This is a genomic window from Thermus antranikianii DSM 12462 (genome assembly GCF_000423905.1).
GTDB classification, from domain to species: Bacteria; Deinococcota; Deinococci; order Deinococcales; family Thermaceae; genus Thermus; species Thermus antranikianii.
The window spans coordinates 1-15,852 of record NZ_AUIW01000023.1 but is presented as its reverse complement, the minus strand read 5'-3'; the positions used below and the strand labels follow the sequence as shown (position 1 = coordinate 15,852).

Below are 15,852 nucleotides of genomic sequence, written 5' to 3'. Positions count from 1 at the left end.
GGGCGGCGGGACTTGGGCTTTAGTCCGGCTAGCCCCTTCTCCCTCAAGGCCCTTTCCCAGCGGTAGTAGGTGGCCCGGCTGATGCCCAAAAGCTCCTGAATCTCCTCCCACCTCCTCTTGCCCTCCCGCAGGGCTTTCACCAACTTCACCTTGCGCAGGCGTTCCTGGACATCCGGGTCGCCTGCCCCGGCCTCGGCCAGTCTTGCCCCTTGGCTAGCTCCTTTCCATATCGCTCGGCCAACCGTGGTAAGCTGCATATGGGGAACCTCCTCTCTCGGGTCGGTTCCCCATCTTTTTATCCCATTCAGCGTCTCACATGTGTCTGTCCGGGTTCAATCAGGCCAGGCGGAGGGGTTCCACCTCCACCGGGGTGCTGTGGAAGGTGCTTCCGCCCCCTAAGTCGGTGAGGGTTTCCGCGGTGAGATGGTTGATGCCCTTGCCGTCCGGGGCCCACTTTTCCCACCAGGTGCCCTCGAGGACCACCGTCCCCGGCATGGGGGCCTCCGTCACCTTGGCCTTGCGCACCACCCTGCCTTGGGGGGAGTGGATGTAGACCAGCATGCCCTCGGTGATCCCCCGCTCCTCGGCGTCCTTGGGGTGGATGAGAAGCCTGGGCTCGCCTCCTTCCGCCTCCACCAGGGCCTGGACGTTCCCGTAGGTGGTGTTCAGGAAGCGGTGGGCCGGGGGGGTGAGGAGGATCAAGGGGTAGCCGGGGAGGGTCTGGGTGGGGATGACCTCAGGGGGTGGGCTAAAGCGCACGGGGCCGTTTCTGAAGGGCAGGAAGGGCTTGGGGAGGTTGAGCTTCACAAACCCCTCCTCCTTAAGCCTCTTCAGGTTGATGCCCGCAAGGTAGGGGTGGTCCACATCCAGGAGGCTTTCTGCCACCTCCTCCGCGGTCCAGTAGAGGGTGGGTTCCTTTAGGCCAAGCCTCCTCCCCAGTTCCCGGAAGACCCAGGTGTTGGGCTTGGCCTCCCCTTCGGGCTCGGTTAGGGGCTCGTTCCAGGAGAGGTAGTAGTGGCCGTAGCTGGTGTAAAGGTCGGGGTGCTCGTAAAAAAAGGTGGCGGGGAGGAGGTAGTCGGCGTAGAGGGCGGTTTCCGTCGGGACCTGTTCCAGGACCACGGTGAGGAGGTCCTCCCGCAAAAGCCCTTCCTTGACCCTTCCCGTGTCCGGGGCCACCACCAGGGGATTGGAGTTGAAGACGAAGAGGGCCCGGATGGAGGGGGCAAGCCGGGTGAGGGCGCTGGCCAGCTGGTTCATGTTGATCCGGCGTACCCTGGGGTTGGGACGGAAGTAGCCCTCATGGGGGTGGGATCCTTCCAGAAGATGCCTTCCCCCCAGGAAGCGCTTGTTGAGGGGAAAGGCCCCGCTGGTGGAAAGAAGGGCCCCGCATCCCGGGTAGCGCCAGGCTCCTACAAGGGCGGGAAGGAGGATCGCTGCCCTTAGGGCATTCCCCCCGCCCGGGTGCCGGGTCATCCCGTAGCCCACCCGGAGGAAGACCCGTTTGGCTTCCCCCAGTTCCCGGGCCAGCCGCTCCATGGCCTCCTTGGGCACCCCGGTGAGGGCCTCGGCCCTTTCTGGGGGCCACTTCCGGGCCTCCTCCTGGAAGGCTTCCAACCCCGTGGCGGCCTCCTTGAGGTATTCCCAGTCCACCAGGTTTTCGCGGAAAAGCAGGTGGGCCAGGGCGTAGGCCAAGGCGGCGTCGGTTCCCGGGCGGAGCTTGATGTGCTCGTCGGCGAATCGGCTGGTGGGGTTCTCGTAGGGGTCGATGTGGACCACCTTGGCCCCCCGCCTTCTCGCCTCCTTGAGAAAGGGAGTGAGGTGGCTGTTGGTGGAGAGGCTGTTGATGCCCCAAAGGAGGATGTAACGGGCCTCGGGCACCTCCTCCGGGTCGGGGCCGAGCCTGGGACCATAGGTCATCTCCCAGGCGGCGCTTCCCGCGGTGGAGCAGATGGTTTCCTCTAGCTCGCTGGCCCCTATGGCCCGGAAGAAGGCCAGGGGATGCTGGTTTTCCACAAGGCCCATGGTGCCCGCATAGTGGTAGGGGAGGATGGCCTCCCCCCCGTGGGTGTCCAGGATGGCCCTAAGCCTTTCGGCGATTTCCTCCAGGGCCTCCTCCCAGGAGATCCTTTCAAAGCGGCCTTCTCCCTTTTTCCCCACCCGGCGCATGGGGTAAAGGAGGCGTTCCCTCACCCTTTCCGGGTAGCGGTAGGTTTTGGCGCAGGCGAAGCCTTGGGTGACGGGGTGGCGGGGATCCCCCTCCACCCGGGAGAGCCTTCCCTCTTCAAGGGTGAGCAGGAGGCTACAGGCGTCGGGGCAGTCCAGGGGGCAGGTGGCGCGGGCCTTCATGCCCCTATAGTAGCCCGAGGGCCTCGAGGGCACCGCATCGTTCCCCGTAGGGATCGGGAAGGAGGCCTGGGGGCTCGTCCAGCCGGAGGAGGTAGCCTTCCTCGTAGGTGGGCCAGCGGGGCCAGCCCCGGGGCTCCCCTTCCCGGGCGAAGCTCACCCAGTAGCGGCGCATGCGCTTTCCCAGGGCCTCGGCCTTTTCCCGGGCCTCGGCGCTGAGGAAAAGCGGAAGAAAAGGCATTTCCTCGAAGTTTCCGAAAAGGGGGGCGAGCTCCAGGCCGTGGAAGGCCCCAAGTCCCTCCCAGCCTGGGACCCGGAAGGTGAAAAGGTAGGCGTAGGTGGGGGCGAAGGGAGCCTGGAGCCTGGCGGCCTTCAGGGAGGGGCAGAGGAGTTGTAGGTCCGTCTGGGCCTCTCCCCAGGCCTTTCGGGAGTCGGGAAAACGCCTTTGGTAGGCCTTCGTTAAGGCTTCCCGCTCCTTTGGGGGAATACCCTGGGCGGCAAGCCTTCCGCTGAACTCCTCCCAGGTCCCGGGTCCCAGGAGCCAGGCCAGACCGGGAAAGGTAAGCTCCTCGAGGTTGGCCCCTACCAGGAGGGGGATACCCCGGGCCCTTCCTTGGCCCAAAGCCTCCAAGGGGTTTTCCGGGAGCAGAGCCCCCAGGTGGGGCTTGAAGGGGGAAAGGGGGAAGCCCAGGACGGCGGCGGTGATGTCGGGAGGGGCCTTGGGCTCTTCAGGAGGGAAGAGGCGGGATAGGGGAAGGTGCCTGAGGCAGGCCAGGTCCTCCGGGGAGCAGCCCAGGTTCCTGGCCCACCGTTCCCCGAAGGGGAAGTCCTTTTCCAAGGGGCGCACCTGGTGGCACCCACCCGACTGGAGGATGGCCCTGTGGAAAAGCCCTTGGGCCTCCGGGGTGGCGAGGAGGGAGCAGACCAGCATGCCCCCGGCGGATTCCCCGAAGAGGGTGACGTTTTGGGGGTTGCCGCCGAAATAGCGAATATACCGTTGCACAAAGCGGAGGGCCTCCACCAGATCCAAAAGCCCATAGTTCCCCACCGCCTTGGGATCCTCCTTGGCTAGGGCAGGTAGGGCCAAGAACCCCAGGGGGCCCAGGCGGTAGTTCACGGAGACCACAACCACTCCCTCCTGGGCCAGCCGGTGTCCTGCGTAGATGGGCTCGGCGGCGCTTCCTGAGGTGAAGCCGCCCCCATGCAGGTAAACCATCACGGGAAAGCCTTCCGGAGGTGGGAGTTCCAAGGGGAGGAAAAGGTTTACCACCAGGCAGTCTTCCCTTTGCGGGGGCAGGTATCCCCCAAGGCGCGCGGGGGTGCCCAGGGTTTGGGGACAGGCCACCCGTTCCCTCCCGACCCCGGGGGGCCAGGCGGCCACGGGCCTTGGGGCTTCGAAGCGGTTCGCTTGCGCATAGGGCAGGCCGTAGAAGGCGATGGCGCCCTTTTCTATCTGGCCCAGGGCAGGGCCGAGGGGAGTACGGACCGTGATTCCCTGGGCCAGGGTAAGGCCTAGGGTTAGGGTTAAGGCAGCCGCTCTCCGGAAGGGGGAGGGACTCATATCCAAACCTTTCCAGATTATGCCTGGGGATGTCAAGAAGCTCGGGATACAGGGCATAATGCCAGGGGATGGAGGAAGTGCAAGGATGCCTCGAGGCCTCCTTCTGGTCCTTGGGCTTAAGGGTGGCCGGGGTGGATGAGGCGGGCCGGGGAGCCTGGGCAGGCCCCATTGTGGTGGGGGCGGTGATCCTGCCTCCGGGGCGCTACCCTTTCCGGGATTCCAAGCTCTTAAGGCCCAAGGAGCGCGAGCGCCTGGCGGAGGAGGTGCGGCGGGTGGCCTTAGCCCATGCCCTGGGGGTGGCGGAGGTAGGGGAGGTGGACCGGCTTGGGGTTTTGAAGGCCACTCTTCTTGCGGCGCAACGGGCCTTGGACCTTCTGGATCCACCCCCTGAGGCCCTGGTCACCGATTACCTCCGGGTGTCTACTTCCTTGCCCCTCCTTGCCCCTCCCAAAGCGGACCAGAATAGCCCCAGCGTGGCCGCGGCCAGCATCCTGGCCAAGGTGCACCGGGACCGGCTTATGGTGGAGTTGGATCGCCTTTACCCCGGTTACGGGTTTGCCCGGCACAAGGGTTACGGCACCCCTGAGCACCAAGAGGCTCTCCTGGCCCTTGGGCCTTCCCCCGTGCACCGCAGGCGCTTTGTCCCCGTGGCCCAGGCTCCCTTAAGGTTTGCTGAAGGGGAGTAGGCCTGCGGTGGGTCTAAACTGAGGGTGGAGGTAACCATGCGGCTTTTGTGGCTTCTAATGGCGGGGCTTCTTTCCGCCTGCACCCTGACCCTTGAAGGGGTCACGGTCAGTTACCGCTGGGACTTCTCCCCCGCCATCCTGCGCTTTGAGCCGGACCGGGGGGCGGGGGCCACGTACTACGTGGGGGAGGAGGTGCGCTTCCTCCTCACCCTGGCGGATTCCGGCTGGATTAGCCTGGTGGCCATAGACCCCGACGGGCGCACCTATGAGTTCGACCGCTTCTACCTGGGCCGGGGCACCCACCTGCTCCCCCCGGGGGCTTATCGCTACACCCTCACGCCCCCGAGAGGTCTCCATCGAGTGCGGGCCGTATACACGGATAGCCAGCCTGGGAGCCTGCGCCTGGAAGGGATATACACGGACTGGGATGCCCGGCTCAGGGTCTACCTGGATGCCTCTGGAGCCCGCCGCTACCAGGTGGCGGAGACCTACTTCTACGTCCGTTGACCGCAAGAACTTGCAAGGGGGCTTGCGCTTTCCACCCCCAGGTGGGGTATAATCCCCCCGGACCGCTAGGGAGGTCGAGAATGAAGCGGCGTGACTTCTTAAAGAAGGCAGGTATCGGCGTAGCAGCCAGCGCAGCCTTTGGCCCGGTATTCGCCCAGGCCCAGCCCACCATCCGGTGGCGGCTGGCTTCTAGCTTCCCCAAGAGCCTGGACACCATCTATGGGGCGGCGGAGGTGCTGGCGGAGCGGGTTTCCGCCCTCACCGGCGGCCGCTTCCAGATCCGCCCTTACCAGGCAGGGGAGATCGTGCCTGGGCTCCAGGTGATGGACGCCGTGCAGCAGGGCACGGTGGAGATGGGCCACACCGCCAGCTACTACTTTGTGGGCAAGGCCCAGGTGTTCGCCTTTGACACCGCGGTGCCCTTCGGCCTCACCGCCCGGCAGCAGAACGCCTGGATGTACCACGCCGGGGGCATTGAGCTCTTCCGGCCCATCTTCGCCGACTTCGGCATCATCCAGTTCCCGGGGGGCAACACCGGGGTGCAGATGGGGGGCTGGTTCCGCAAGGAGATCAAGGGGGTGGCGGACCTTAAGGGCCTCAAGATGCGCATCCCGGGCCCCGGGGGCCAGGTGATGAGCCGGCTCGGGGTGGTGCCCCAGGTGCTGGCGGGGGGCGACATCTACCCGGCCCTGGAGCGGGGCGTGGTGGATGCCGCCGAGTGGGTGGGACCCTACGACGACGAGAAGCTGGGCTTCTACAAGGTGGCCAAGTACTACTACTACCCCGGCTGGCACGAGCCCGGCCCCATGCTCTCCTTCTACGTGAACCTGCGGGAGTGGGGGCGCCTGCCCAAGGACTACCAGCAGGCCATCGAGGTGGCGGCGGCGGAGGCCAACCTCTGGATGATGGCCAAGTACGACCGGCTGAACGCCCCGGCCCTGCAGCGCCTCATCCGCGCCGGGGTGCGCCTCCGGAAGTGGCCTGCGGAGGTGATGCGGGCGGCGCAGAAGGCGGCCTTTGAGTGGTACGAGGAGGAGGCGGCCAAGGACGCCACCTACCGCAAGGTCTACACCGCCTGGAAGGCCTTCCGGGAGGAGCAGTACCGCTGGTTCGGGGTGGCGGAGCTGGGCTACGAGGGCTTCGCCTTCCCCGCTTCCTAAGAGCCGGGTGGTTCGGGCCCCGGGGCCTGCCCCGGGGCCTTTTAGGCTAGGGCCCGTTGCACCAGGTTGAGGGCCGCCTCCAGAACCGCCTGGAGATGCTCCGGGCCCTTGAAGCTTTCCGCATACACCTTGGCCACATCCTCTGTGCCGCTGGGCCGGGCGGCGAACCAGGCGCTTTCCGTGACCACCTTCAGGCCCCCCAGGGGCTCCCCGTTCCCGGGGGCCCGGGTGAGCACCTGGAGGATGGGCTCCCCGGCCAGCTCCCTTTCCCGGATGTCCTCCGGGGCCATGCGGGCCAGCCTGGCCTTGGCCTCGGGGGAGATGGGGAGGTCCTTGCGGGCGTAATGGGGCCGGCCCAGGCGCTCGGCCAGCTCCTCGTAGAGCTCGTCGGGCCCCTTTTCCCGCTTGGCCAGGATCTCCGCCGCCAAAAGCCCCAGGAGGATGCCGTCCTTATCGGTGGAAAAGGGCCTGCCGTCGAAGCGCAGGAAGCTGGCTCCGGCGCTTTCCTCCCCGCCGAATCCCAGCCAGCCTTCCAAGAGCCCGTCCACGAAGTACTTGAAGCCCACGGGGGTTTCGTAGACCTCCCGCCCCAAGGCCTTGGCCACCCGGTCCAGAAGGGCGCTGGTCACCGCGGTCTTGCCCACCTTGGCCCCCGGCCAGGTGCGGGTGGTGTAGAGGTGGAAGACGGCGGCCGCCAGGTAGTGGTTGGGGTTCATGAGGCCCTTTCGGGTGACGATGCCGTGGCGGTCAGCGTCGGGATCGTTGCCGATGGCCAGGTCAAAGCGGTCCTTCAGCGCCAGAAGGCCCGCCATGGCGTAGGGGCTTGAGCAGTCCATGCGGATCTTGCCGTCGTGGTCCTTGGGCATGAAGCGGAAGGTGGGGTCTACGGTGGGGTTGACCACCTCGAGGTTGAGCCGGTAGGCCTCGGCAAGCCGCTCCCAGACCCTTAGGCTCGCTCCTCCCAAAGGGTCCACCCCCAGGCGCAGGCCGGAAACCCGGATGGCCTCGAGGTCCACGGCCTCCCGGATCTTCTCCACATAAAGCCCCACGTAGTCAAAGGGCTTGGCCCTTTTCAAGGCCTCCCGAAGGGGAAGGCGCTTCACTCCCTTTAGCCCCTCTGCAAGGAGGGCGTTCGCCCTTTCCTCAATGGCCTTGGTGATGCGGGTGTCGGCGGGGCCGCCGGTGGGGGGGTTGTACTTGAGCCCCCCGTCCTCGGGGGGGTTGTGGCTGGGGGTGAGGAGGATGCCATCCGCCTTGGCGGGGTGGTGGGCGTTGTGCTCCAGGATGGCCAGGGAAACCAGGGGGGTGGGGGTGTAGCCCTCCTCGAGGCGCACCTCAATGCCGTTGGCGGCGAGGACGGTGAGGGCCGTGGTCCAGGCAGGTTCGGAAAGGGCGTGGGTGTCCTTGGCCAGGAAGAGGGGTCCGGTGGCTCCAAAGGAGGCCCGGAGGTCGGCGATGGCCTGGGCGATGGCCAGCACGTGGGCCTCGGTAAAGGTGCCCCTGAGGCTTGTGCCCCGGTGGCCGCTGGTGCCGAAGGCCACCCGCTCGAAGGGGTTTTGGGGGTCGGGGCGCTCTTCGTAGTAAAGGGTGAGGAGCCTGAGGAGGTCCATGTTTCCATCTTAAAAACCGAGGAGGCCCCAAGCGTCTGGGGCCTCCTGCGGGTTTCTTCCAGCCTAGGGCTTGGAAGGCGCTTCCTTGGGAGCCTCCTGTGTAGGGGACTTTGCCGGCTCCTGGGTTTTGGGGGTGAGTTCCGCCAGCACCTGGCTCAGGCGGTTTTCTATCTTGGCGGCCTTACGGAGCTCCTGGATAAGGGCCTGGGCCTGCTGCTGCCGCTTCCGATTGATGATCCCTTCCTTAGCCTGCTCCGCCACTTCCGCGAAGGGCTTGAGCACCTCCGCCTTGCGGTCTTTGATGATCAGTACGGCAAAGGTGCCGTCTTCCAGCTTCACCACCTCGCTCACCTCCCCCAAAGGGCCCTTGGGGAAGGTTTCCTTCACCTTGAAGACCAGGCGGTCAAAGACCGCGGGGAGCTGGTTGGGGTTCACGGTGCCGTACTCGGTGACGCTGCCCTCTTGGGCCTTGGCCAGGGCCTGAAGATCGCCGCCTTTTAAGGCCGCCTCCCGGAAGGCCTTGGCCTTGGCCTCGGCCTTGAAGACCACCCCCGTCACCTCGGCGCTGGCGGGGATGGTGAAGAGGGCAGGGTTTTCCGCATAGAACTTGCGGGCTTCCTCCTCGGTGGCGGTGAGGCCCCGGGTTTCGTAGAGGAGGTAGGCCTGGGCGATCTGGTCCTTGGAGCCGATATAGGGCTTGCCGCTCTTCTTGGCGGCCTCCACCAGGAGCTCGCGGTCGATCAGGCTTTCCAGGGTCTGGGGCAGGAAGAACTGCACCGCCAGCTCCCCCAGGCCCTGCTGGATGAGGGATGCGGTCTGCTGGTTGGAGAAAACCGGTTGGAGAACCTCGCTCAGCAGGATTTCCCTGTCGCCCACCTTGGCCACAGGGGGGTTCTTGTAGCTGTAGGGGCTATCCTCGGCGAAGCGCACCTGGGCCTTCCGGCGGAGGTCTTCCAGGTAGGCCTCGAGGGCCCCGTTCCCCTTGGCCTCCTGGGCATCCTTCTCCACCTGCTCCTTCACCTCCTCAAAGGGAGGCACCTTGGGGGGCAGGTACTCCTCCACCTTCACCAGGTAGTACCGGCCCCCTGCCTCTATGGGCCCTACCAGGCCAGGCCCCTGCTTGGCGAAGACTGCCTCCGCCACCTTCTCGGGGAAGACCACCTTGGTCACGGGTTTGGGCTCGCTTTCTCCTGGAGCAGCCCCCAGGGCCCCACCTTGCTCGGCACCCACCTTGGAGTGCTGCTTGGCCAAGGCGGCAAAGTCCTCCCCGGCCTTGGCCTTGGCCAGAAGCTCCGCCGCCAGCTTGGCGTCGTCCACCACGATCTGGCGGGCCTTCACCCGGGGCTCACCCTTGTAATCCTCCTGGTGCACCTCAAAGTAAAACCGCACCTCTTCCGGGGTGGGCTTGGCCGCGGAGCGGATCTGCTCGAGGCGCTTCTGGATCTGGAGCTGGGTTTTTACCTCGCCCCTGAGCTGGGCATCCGTGTACCCCACCTGGTTCAGGAACTGCTCGTAGGCCTTCTTGTCCTTTAGGCCAAACTGTTCCCGGATGCGGTCCACCTCCTTGCGCACCTCGGCGCTGCCCACCCGTATCCGGGCAGCATCCTGTTTGAGGGCCTCGGTGAGGATTACCTGCTCCAGGAAATAGGTGTCCACCAGGTTCTTTAGAAGCCCTTGCGGGTTTGCGGCGTAGAGGGGATCGTTTCCCTGGAGCCTGAGCAGGTCCAGCTCGTAAACTGCCTTCCCGTTCACCCACAGCACGGGTTTGCCCCGCGCCTGCTGCCCTGCCTGCGGGGTGAAGAGGAGGATGGCCCCCACGGCGAAGGCCAAGGCCAGAAGACCGAAAAGGATGGTGATGGCTTTCTTGCTAATACCGAACACTTGACCGCCTCCTCCTTAGCGTGCTAGGATACATCCCGCTGAGTGCGCCCGTAGCTCAGCTGGATAGAGCGTCGGCCTCCGGAGCCGAAGGTCAGAGGTTCGAGTCCTCTCGGGCGCGCCATTTTTGTTTTGCCCCCGCTTACCGGAAAGCCCACGAGCACGAAGGGATTGTAACACATTCCCCCTGAGGAAGGGGTTTAGCATGGGAGGGTGCTGCCGCTTCTCCTAGCCTGGCTTCACACGGTCAACGACCTCTTCTCCAACTTCCTCACGCCCCTTCTGCCCAAATTGATGGCCCACTTTGGGGTAGGGTTAGGGACAGTGGGGCTTCTGGTGTCCGTGTATTCCCTCACGGGTAGCCTTTTCCAGCCTCTGGCCGGCCTCGTTGCCGACCGGTTGGACCGAAGGCTTTTGGCGGCCTTAGGGCCGGTGCTGGTGGCTTTGGGCATGGGCTCCTTGGGCCTATGGCCTCGGTTCGAGGTACTGCTTTTGGTCCTGGGGCTTGCCGGCTTGGGTTCGGCCCTTTTCCACGCCTCGGGGGCCAGCCTGGTGGGGGAGTTTGCTCCCAGGGAGCGGAGAGGGTTTTGGCTCTCCTTTTTTGGGTCCGCCGGGTACCTGGGCCTTTCCCTGGGGCCGGTGGTGGCCTTGTTCGCCGTGGGGGCCTGGGGGCTTAGGGGCCTATTGTGGTTAACCCCACTTGCCTTGGTGCCGGCCCTGCTTCTCCTGCGCCTGCCTCCTGTGCGGCGCCAGGGAAAGCCCGCGGGTTTCAGGGACTTCCTGAGGGTCTTTCGCGGGGATGTGGCCCGGCTTTGGGGGATGGCCACCTTAAGGAGCCTGGTATTTATGAGCTTTTCCACCACCTTGCCCTACTGGTTTACGCAAAAGGGCCTCTCCGATGCGTATATTGCCTTGAGCCTTTCCACCTATAGCTTCTCCGCCACCCTGGGTACCTTCCTTGGGGGTACCCTTTCCGACCGCCTGGGGCGAAAGGCGGTCTTGGCGGGGACCCTGGCCTTCGGGCTCCCCCTGTATCTGTGCCTGCTTTTCCTGCCCCCAGGGGGCGTGTCCTACCTGGTCCTTTTGGCCCTGACCGGGGCCTTGATGAACGCGGGGATCCCGGTGGCTGTGGCCCTGGCCCAGGAGTTGGAACCGGGCCAAACGGCCACGGTTTCCGGGCTCCTCATGGGCTTCACCTGGGGCTTCGCCGGGCTTTTCTACGCCCCCATAGGACGCCTGATAGAGGCATTTGGCGTGATGCCGGTTCTCCTTGCCCTGGGGGCCTTGATCCTGCCCGCCTGGGCCTTGGCCCAGGGGGTACGGGAACCGGGGGCTGGGCCTGAGGGCCGTAAGATAGATCCATGAGGATTCTTCTGGCCACGGATGGCTCTCCCCAGGCCCGGGGGGCGGAGGTGCTGGCGGAGTGGCTTTGCTACAAGCTTTCCGCCAAGTTGGTGGCCCTCTACGTCCGGGATTCCCGCCTCATCCGGGTGCTGGAGCTCATGGACTTCGGGGCCCTTACCGTGCCCGTGCCCGCCTACCGGGAAGAGCTGGAAAAGGCCCTTTCCGCCCATGGCGAGGCCTTATTGGAGCGCATTCGCAAAAGCGCTGAGGAAGCGGGGCTTCAGGCGGAGGTTTTCATGGAAACCGGGTTGCCCCACGAGGTGATCCTGCGCCATGCCCGCACCGCAGACCTCCTGGTCATGGGCCGAAGCGGGGAAGCCCACGGGGGAAGCTTCGTGGGGTTGGGAAGCACCGTGGATAGGGTTTTAAGAACCTCGCCGACCCCGGTTTTGGTGGCGCCCACCGACTACGTGGAGATTGAGGGGGCCATCCTGGGTTACAACGCTTCGGAAAGCGCGGTGCGGGCCTTGCACACCTTAGCCAGTTTGGCCAAACCCCTGGGGCTTTTGGTGCGGGTGGTGAGCGTGCACGAGGATCCGGTGCAGGCAGGGACCTGGGCCCTCGAGGCGCAGACCTACTTGCAGGACCAGGGGATCCGGGTGGAGTCCCTTGCCTTCTCGGGCGACCCCGCAGAGCACCTTTTGTCCTTGCAAACCCCTTCGGATCTTCTGGCCCTGGGGGCGCCGGTGCGCCGCCTGATCCTGGGAAGTACCGCGGAACACGTGGTGCGCCATGCGGTGGGGCCCGTGCTCACCGTGCGATAAGCGCTTGCCCGGTCTGGTATAATGAGCCCCTAAAGGAAAGGGGGTTCTGTGACCGTTCGGCAGGTTCTGTTGCGCAAGGGGGGAGGGGTTTATAGCGTTCACCCCAAGGCCACGGTGCTGGAGGCTTTGCGCAAGCTGGCGGAGCACGACATCGGGGCCCTCTTGGTCATGGAGGGAGATCGGCTTCTTGGCATCTTCTCCGAGCGGGACTATGCCCGGAAGCTGGTCCTCCTGGGCCGGTTTTCCAAGGACACCCTGGTGGAGGAGGTCATGACCCGCGAGGTGATCACGGTGACTCCCGAAACCACCTTGCAAGAGGCCATGCGCCTGATGACCGAGCACCGGGTGCGGCATCTTCCTGTCTTGGAGGAAGGGAGGGTGGTTGGGGTGGTTTCCATCGGGGATGCGGTCAAGGCCATCATCACCGAGCAGGAGGTCCTGATCGAGGAGCTTTCCCGCTACGTGATGGAAAACCGCTAGTCGCGGAAAAGCCAGCTGAGAAGAAGGCTTGCCAGGGAAAGGATCAAGGCCCCGATGAGGGCTTCAGCAAAGCCCGGCACCTGAAGGGCCGTGGTTTCGGCCACCAGGTAAAGCACGATGCCGTTGATCACCAGGGTGAAGAGGCTCAGGGTCATGAGGTTCAAGGGCAGGGTCAGGAAAAGGAGAAGGGGCCGCAGCAGGGCATTGGCCAGTCCCCATACCGCACCCGCCACCAAGTAGTCCAAAAGCCCTGCCTCCCGGGCGAAGGAAACCCCTGGGTACACCAGGCTCACCACCCAAAGGGCCAGGGTGTTGAGGAGAAGCCGCACCAGTAGGCTACGCACAGCCTTAGCTTATCCCAAAAGCCTCCACCCCCCTTGACAGTCTTGTTTTGGTCTGGTAGTTTTTTCTTTGCGCTGCCTGAAGGGGCGGCGGGGGATCTTGAAAGCTGGGGTGGAGGATAGGTGGTTGGAGGCCGTGATGAGCGGCCTTTGAGGGTCAAGATGCTAAGGGCCCACGGTGGATGCCTTGGCACCCGAGCCGATGAAGGACGTGGCTACCTGCGATAAGCCAGGGGGAGCCGGTAGCGGGCGTTGATCCCTGGATGTCCGAATGGGGGAACCCGGCCCGTGGGAACACGGGTCACCGCCGATTTGGCGGGGGGAACCTGGGGAACTGAAACATCTCAGTACCCAGAGGAGAGGAAAGCGAAAGCGACTCCCTGAGTAGCGGCGAGCGAAAGGGGAAGAGCCTAAACCGCCTGGCTTGTCCGGGCGGGGTAGTGGGGCCCTCGGATGCCGAATCTCTGACCCTAGCCGAAGCTGCTGGGAAGCAGCGCCAGAGAAGGTGAAAGCCCTGTAGGCGAAAGGGGAGGGGATAGGTGAGGGTACCCGAGTACCCCGTGGTTCGTGGAGCCATGGGGGAATCTGGGCGGACCACCGCCTAAGGCTAAGTACTCCGGGTGACCGATAGCGCACCAGTACCGTGAGGGAAAGGTGAAAAGAACCCCGGGAGGGGAGTGAAATAGAGCCTGAAACCGTGGGCTTACAAGCAGTCGCGGCCCCTTTGGGGGTTGCGGCGTGCCTATTGAAGCATGAGCCGGCGACTCACGGTCGTGGGCGAGCTTAAGCCGTTGAGGCGGAGGCGTAGGGAAACCGAGTCCGAACAGGGCGTTAGTCCGCGGCCGTGGACCCGAAACCGGGTGAGCTAGCCCTGGCCAGGGTGAAGCTGGGGTGAAGCCCAGTGGAGGCCCGAACCGGTGGGGGATGCAAACCCCTCGGATGAGCTGGGGTTAGGAGTGAAAAGCTAACCGAACCCGGAGATAGCTGGTTCTCCCCGAAATGACTTTAGGGTCAGCCTCAGGCGCTGACTGGGGCCTGTAGAGCACTGATAGGGCTAGGGGGCCCACCAGCCTACCAAACCCTGTCAAACTCCGAAGGGTCCCAGGTGGAGCCTGGGAGTGAGGGCGCGGGCGATAACGTCCGCGTCCGAGCGCGGGAACAACCGAGACCGCCAGCTAAGGTCCCGAAGTCTGGGCTAAGTGGGAAAGGATGTGGCGTCGCTGAGACAGCCAGGAGGTTGGCTTAGAAGCAGCCATCCTTTAAAGAGTGCGTAATAGCTCACTGGTCGAGCGACGCTGCGCCGAAAATGATCGGGGCTTAAGCCCAGCGCCGAAGCTGCGGGTCTGGGGGGTGATCCCCCAGGCGGTAGGGGAGCGTTCCCGATGCCGATGAAGGTCGTCCGCGAGGGCGGCTGGAGGTAAGGGAAGTGCGAATGCCGGCATGAGTAACGATAAACAGGGTGAGAATCCCTGTCGCCGTAAGCCCAAGGGTTCCTACGCAATGGTCGTCAGCGTAGGGTTAGGCGGGACCTAAGGTGAGGCCGAAAGGCGTAGCCGAAGGGCAGCCGGTTAATATTCCGGCCCTTCCCATGGGTGCGATGGGGGGACGCTCTAGGCTAGGGGGACCGGAGCCATGGACGAGCCCGGCCAGAAGCGCAGGGTGGGGGGTAGGCAAATCCGCTCCCCGGGAGCTCTGCGTGGTGGGGAAGCCCGTGAGGGTGACAACCCCCCGAAGCCAGGGAGCCAAGAAAAGCCTCTAAGCACAACCCATGGGAACCCGTACCGGAAACCGACACAGGTGGGCGGGTGCAAGAGCACTCAGGCGCGCGGGAGAACCCTCGCCAAGGAACTCTGCAAGTTGGCCCCGTAACTTCGGGAGAAGGGGTGCTCCCGGTGGTGCCTCCGGGCACCATTGGGGAGCCGCAGTGAACAGGCTCTGGCGACTGTTTACCAAAAACACAGCTCTCTGCGAACTCGTAAGAGGAGGTATAGGGAGCGACGCTTGCCCGGTGCCGGAAGGTCAAGGGGAAGGGTGCAAGCCCTGAACCGAAGCCCCGGTGAACGGCGGCCGTAACTATAACGGTCCTAAGGTAGCGAAATTCCTTGTCGGGTAAGTTCCGACCTGCACGAAAAGCGTAACGACCGGAGCGCTGTCTCGGCGAGGGACCCGGTGAAATTGAACTGGCCGTGAAGATGCGGCCTACCCGTGGCAGGACGAAAAGACCCCGTGGAGCTTTACTGCAGCCTGGTGTTGGCTCTTGGTCGCGTCTGCGTAGGATAGGTGGGAGCCTGTGAAGCCGCCCTTTCGGGGGCGGTGGAGGCGCCGGTGAAATACCACCCTGATGCGGCTGGGGGCCTAACCCAAGGAATTGGGGACAGCGCTTGGCGGGCAGTTTGACTGGGGCGGTCGCCTCCTAAAGGGTAACGGAGGCGCCCAAAGGTTCCCTCAGGCGGGACGGAAATCCGCCGGAGAGCGCAAGGGTAGAAGGGAGCCTGACTGTGAGGCCTGCAAGCCGAGCAGGGGCGAAAGCCGGGCCTAGTGAACCGGTGGTCCCGTGTGGAAGGGCCATCGATCAACGGATAAAAGTTACCCCGGGGATAACAGGCTGATCTCCCCCGAGCGTCCACAGCGGCGGGGAGGTTTGGCACCTCGATGTCGGCTCGTCGCATCCTGGGGCTGAAGAAGGTCCCAAGGGTTGGGCTGTTCGCCCATTAAAGCGGCACGCGAGCTGGGTTCAGAACGTCGTGAGACAGTTCGGTCTCTATCCGCCACGGGCGCAGGAGGCTTGAGGGGGGCTCTTCCTAGTACGAGAGGACCGGAAGGGACGCACCTCTGGTTTCCCAGCTGTCCCTCCAGGGGCATAAGCTGGGTAGCCATGTGCGGGAGGGATAACCGCTGAAAGCATCTAAGCGGGAAGCCCGCCCCAAGATGAGGCCTCCCACGGCGTCAAGCCGGTAAGGACCCGGGAAGACGACCCGGTGGATGGGCCGGAGGTGTAAGCGCCGCGAGGCGTTGAGCTGACCGGTCCCAATCGTCCGAGGTCTTGACCCTCCTTGCCCTGATGGCCACCCCAGCTTGGATCCCCTGCCGCCCAAAGGCGGCGCGGGATTTTGAAAGG

The 15,852-nt window shown here is 64.7% G+C and carries 12 protein-coding genes, 1 tRNA gene and 1 rRNA gene; 8 read left to right on the top strand and 6 right to left on the bottom strand.

The window, feature by feature from the left end:
• The 3 genes from G584_RS12215 to G584_RS0110745 form a co-directional block, all read right to left on the bottom strand.
• Positions 1-257 (bottom strand): helix-turn-helix domain-containing protein (locus tag G584_RS12215; RefSeq protein WP_038050643.1); only part of this gene is annotated, 257 nt, incomplete at its 3' end.
• A gap of 79 nt (positions 258-336) precedes the next feature.
• Positions 337-2,346 carry a molybdopterin oxidoreductase family protein gene (locus tag G584_RS0110750; RefSeq protein ID WP_028494615.1) on the bottom strand — a complete coding sequence of 670 codons (2,010 nt, stop codon included), beginning with the start codon at positions 2,344-2,346 and terminating at the stop codon, positions 337-339.
• Between the two features lie 4 nt (positions 2,347-2,350).
• Complete coding sequence (locus tag G584_RS0110745; RefSeq protein WP_028494614.1) at positions 2,351-3,904, bottom strand: carboxylesterase/lipase family protein; 1,554 nt, start codon at positions 3,902-3,904, stop codon at positions 2,351-2,353.
• A 68-nt stretch (positions 3,905-3,972) separates the two neighbouring features.
• Between G584_RS0110745 and G584_RS0110740 the strand changes: the two genes are divergently transcribed.
• The 3 genes from G584_RS0110740 to G584_RS0110730 all read left to right on the top strand — a co-directional run bounded on the left by G584_RS0110740 (position 3,973) and on the right by G584_RS0110730 (position 6,257).
• Positions 3,973-4,590: a ribonuclease HII gene (locus G584_RS0110740; protein ID WP_028494613.1), complete on the top strand. Its 618-nt coding sequence runs from the start codon at positions 3,973-3,975 to the stop codon at positions 4,588-4,590.
• Positions 4,591-4,626: 36 nt separating this feature from the next.
• Complete coding sequence (locus G584_RS0110735; RefSeq protein ID WP_028494612.1) at positions 4,627-5,097, top strand: DUF4384 domain-containing protein; 471 nt, start codon at positions 4,627-4,629, stop codon at positions 5,095-5,097.
• 80 nt (positions 5,098-5,177) lie between these two features.
• Positions 5,178-6,257, top strand: coding sequence for a TRAP transporter substrate-binding protein (locus tag G584_RS0110730; RefSeq protein WP_028494611.1), 1,080 nt, complete (start codon positions 5,178-5,180; stop codon positions 6,255-6,257).
• 41 nt (positions 6,258-6,298) lie between these two features.
• On the opposite strand, the gene G584_RS12210 is transcribed toward G584_RS0110730, so the two are convergent.
• Positions 6,299-7,867 carry a phosphoglucomutase gene (locus G584_RS12210; protein WP_051209262.1) on the bottom strand — a complete coding sequence of 523 codons (1,569 nt, stop codon included), beginning with the start codon at positions 7,865-7,867 and terminating at the stop codon, positions 6,299-6,301.
• Between the two features lie 63 nt (positions 7,868-7,930).
• Positions 7,931-9,748 (bottom strand): peptidylprolyl isomerase, encoded by a 1,818-nt coding sequence (locus G584_RS0110720; RefSeq protein ID WP_028494610.1) that lies wholly within the window; start codon positions 9,746-9,748, stop codon positions 7,931-7,933.
• A 44-nt stretch (positions 9,749-9,792) separates the two neighbouring features.
• On the opposite strand from G584_RS0110720, the gene G584_RS0110715 reads away from it, so the two are divergent.
• The 4 genes from G584_RS0110715 to G584_RS0110700 all read left to right on the top strand — a co-directional run bounded on the left by G584_RS0110715 (position 9,793) and on the right by G584_RS0110700 (position 12,393).
• Positions 9,793-9,869, top strand: a tRNA-Arg gene (locus tag G584_RS0110715).
• A gap of 89 nt (positions 9,870-9,958) precedes the next feature.
• A complete protein-coding gene (locus G584_RS0110710; RefSeq protein ID WP_028494609.1) occupies positions 9,959-11,110 on the top strand; it encodes an MFS transporter in 1,152 nt (383 codons plus the stop codon).
• Positions 11,107-11,913 (top strand): universal stress protein, encoded by an 807-nt coding sequence (locus G584_RS0110705; protein WP_028494608.1) that lies wholly within the window; start codon positions 11,107-11,109, stop codon positions 11,911-11,913. Before G584_RS0110710 ends, G584_RS0110705 begins: the two co-directional genes overlap by 4 nt.
• A 48-nt stretch (positions 11,914-11,961) precedes the next feature.
• Complete coding sequence (locus tag G584_RS0110700) at positions 11,962-12,393, top strand: CBS domain-containing protein (RefSeq protein ID WP_028494607.1); 432 nt, start codon at positions 11,962-11,964, stop codon at positions 12,391-12,393.
• Here G584_RS0110700 and G584_RS0110695 read toward each other — a convergent pair.
• A complete protein-coding gene (locus tag G584_RS0110695; RefSeq protein WP_028494606.1) occupies positions 12,390-12,737 on the bottom strand; it encodes a phage holin family protein in 348 nt (115 codons plus the stop codon). The two genes, G584_RS0110700 and G584_RS0110695, sit on opposite strands and share 4 nt — an antisense overlap.
• 152 nt (positions 12,738-12,889) lie before the next feature.
• Here G584_RS0110695 and G584_RS0110690 point away from each other — a divergent pair.
• Positions 12,890-15,785: ribosomal RNA gene (locus tag G584_RS0110690) — 23S ribosomal RNA — on the top strand.
• Positions 15,786-15,852 lie beyond the last annotated feature (67 nt).

Excerpts from the sequence above, each read along its gene's own strand:
- G584_RS0110735 (WP_028494612.1), top strand. The coding sequence starts at position 4,627 with ATGCGGCTTTTGTGGCTTCTAATGGCGGGGCTTCTTTCCGCCTGCACC.
- G584_RS0110730 (WP_028494611.1), top strand. The coding sequence starts at position 5,178 with ATGAAGCGGCGTGACTTCTTAAAGAAGGCAGGTATCGGCGTAGCAGCC.
- G584_RS12210 (WP_051209262.1), bottom strand. The coding sequence starts at position 7,867 with ATGGACCTCCTCAGGCTCCTCACCCTTTACTACGAAGAGCGCCCCGAC.
- G584_RS0110750 (WP_028494615.1), bottom strand. The coding sequence starts at position 2,346 with ATGAAGGCCCGCGCCACCTGCCCCCTGGACTGCCCCGACGCCTGTAGC.
- G584_RS0110745 (WP_028494614.1), bottom strand. The coding sequence starts at position 3,904 with ATGAGTCCCTCCCCCTTCCGGAGAGCGGCTGCCTTAACCCTAACCCTA.
- G584_RS0110740 (WP_028494613.1), top strand. The coding sequence starts at position 3,973 with ATGGAGGAAGTGCAAGGATGCCTCGAGGCCTCCTTCTGGTCCTTGGGC.
- G584_RS0110705 (WP_028494608.1), top strand. The coding sequence starts at position 11,107 with ATGAGGATTCTTCTGGCCACGGATGGCTCTCCCCAGGCCCGGGGGGCG.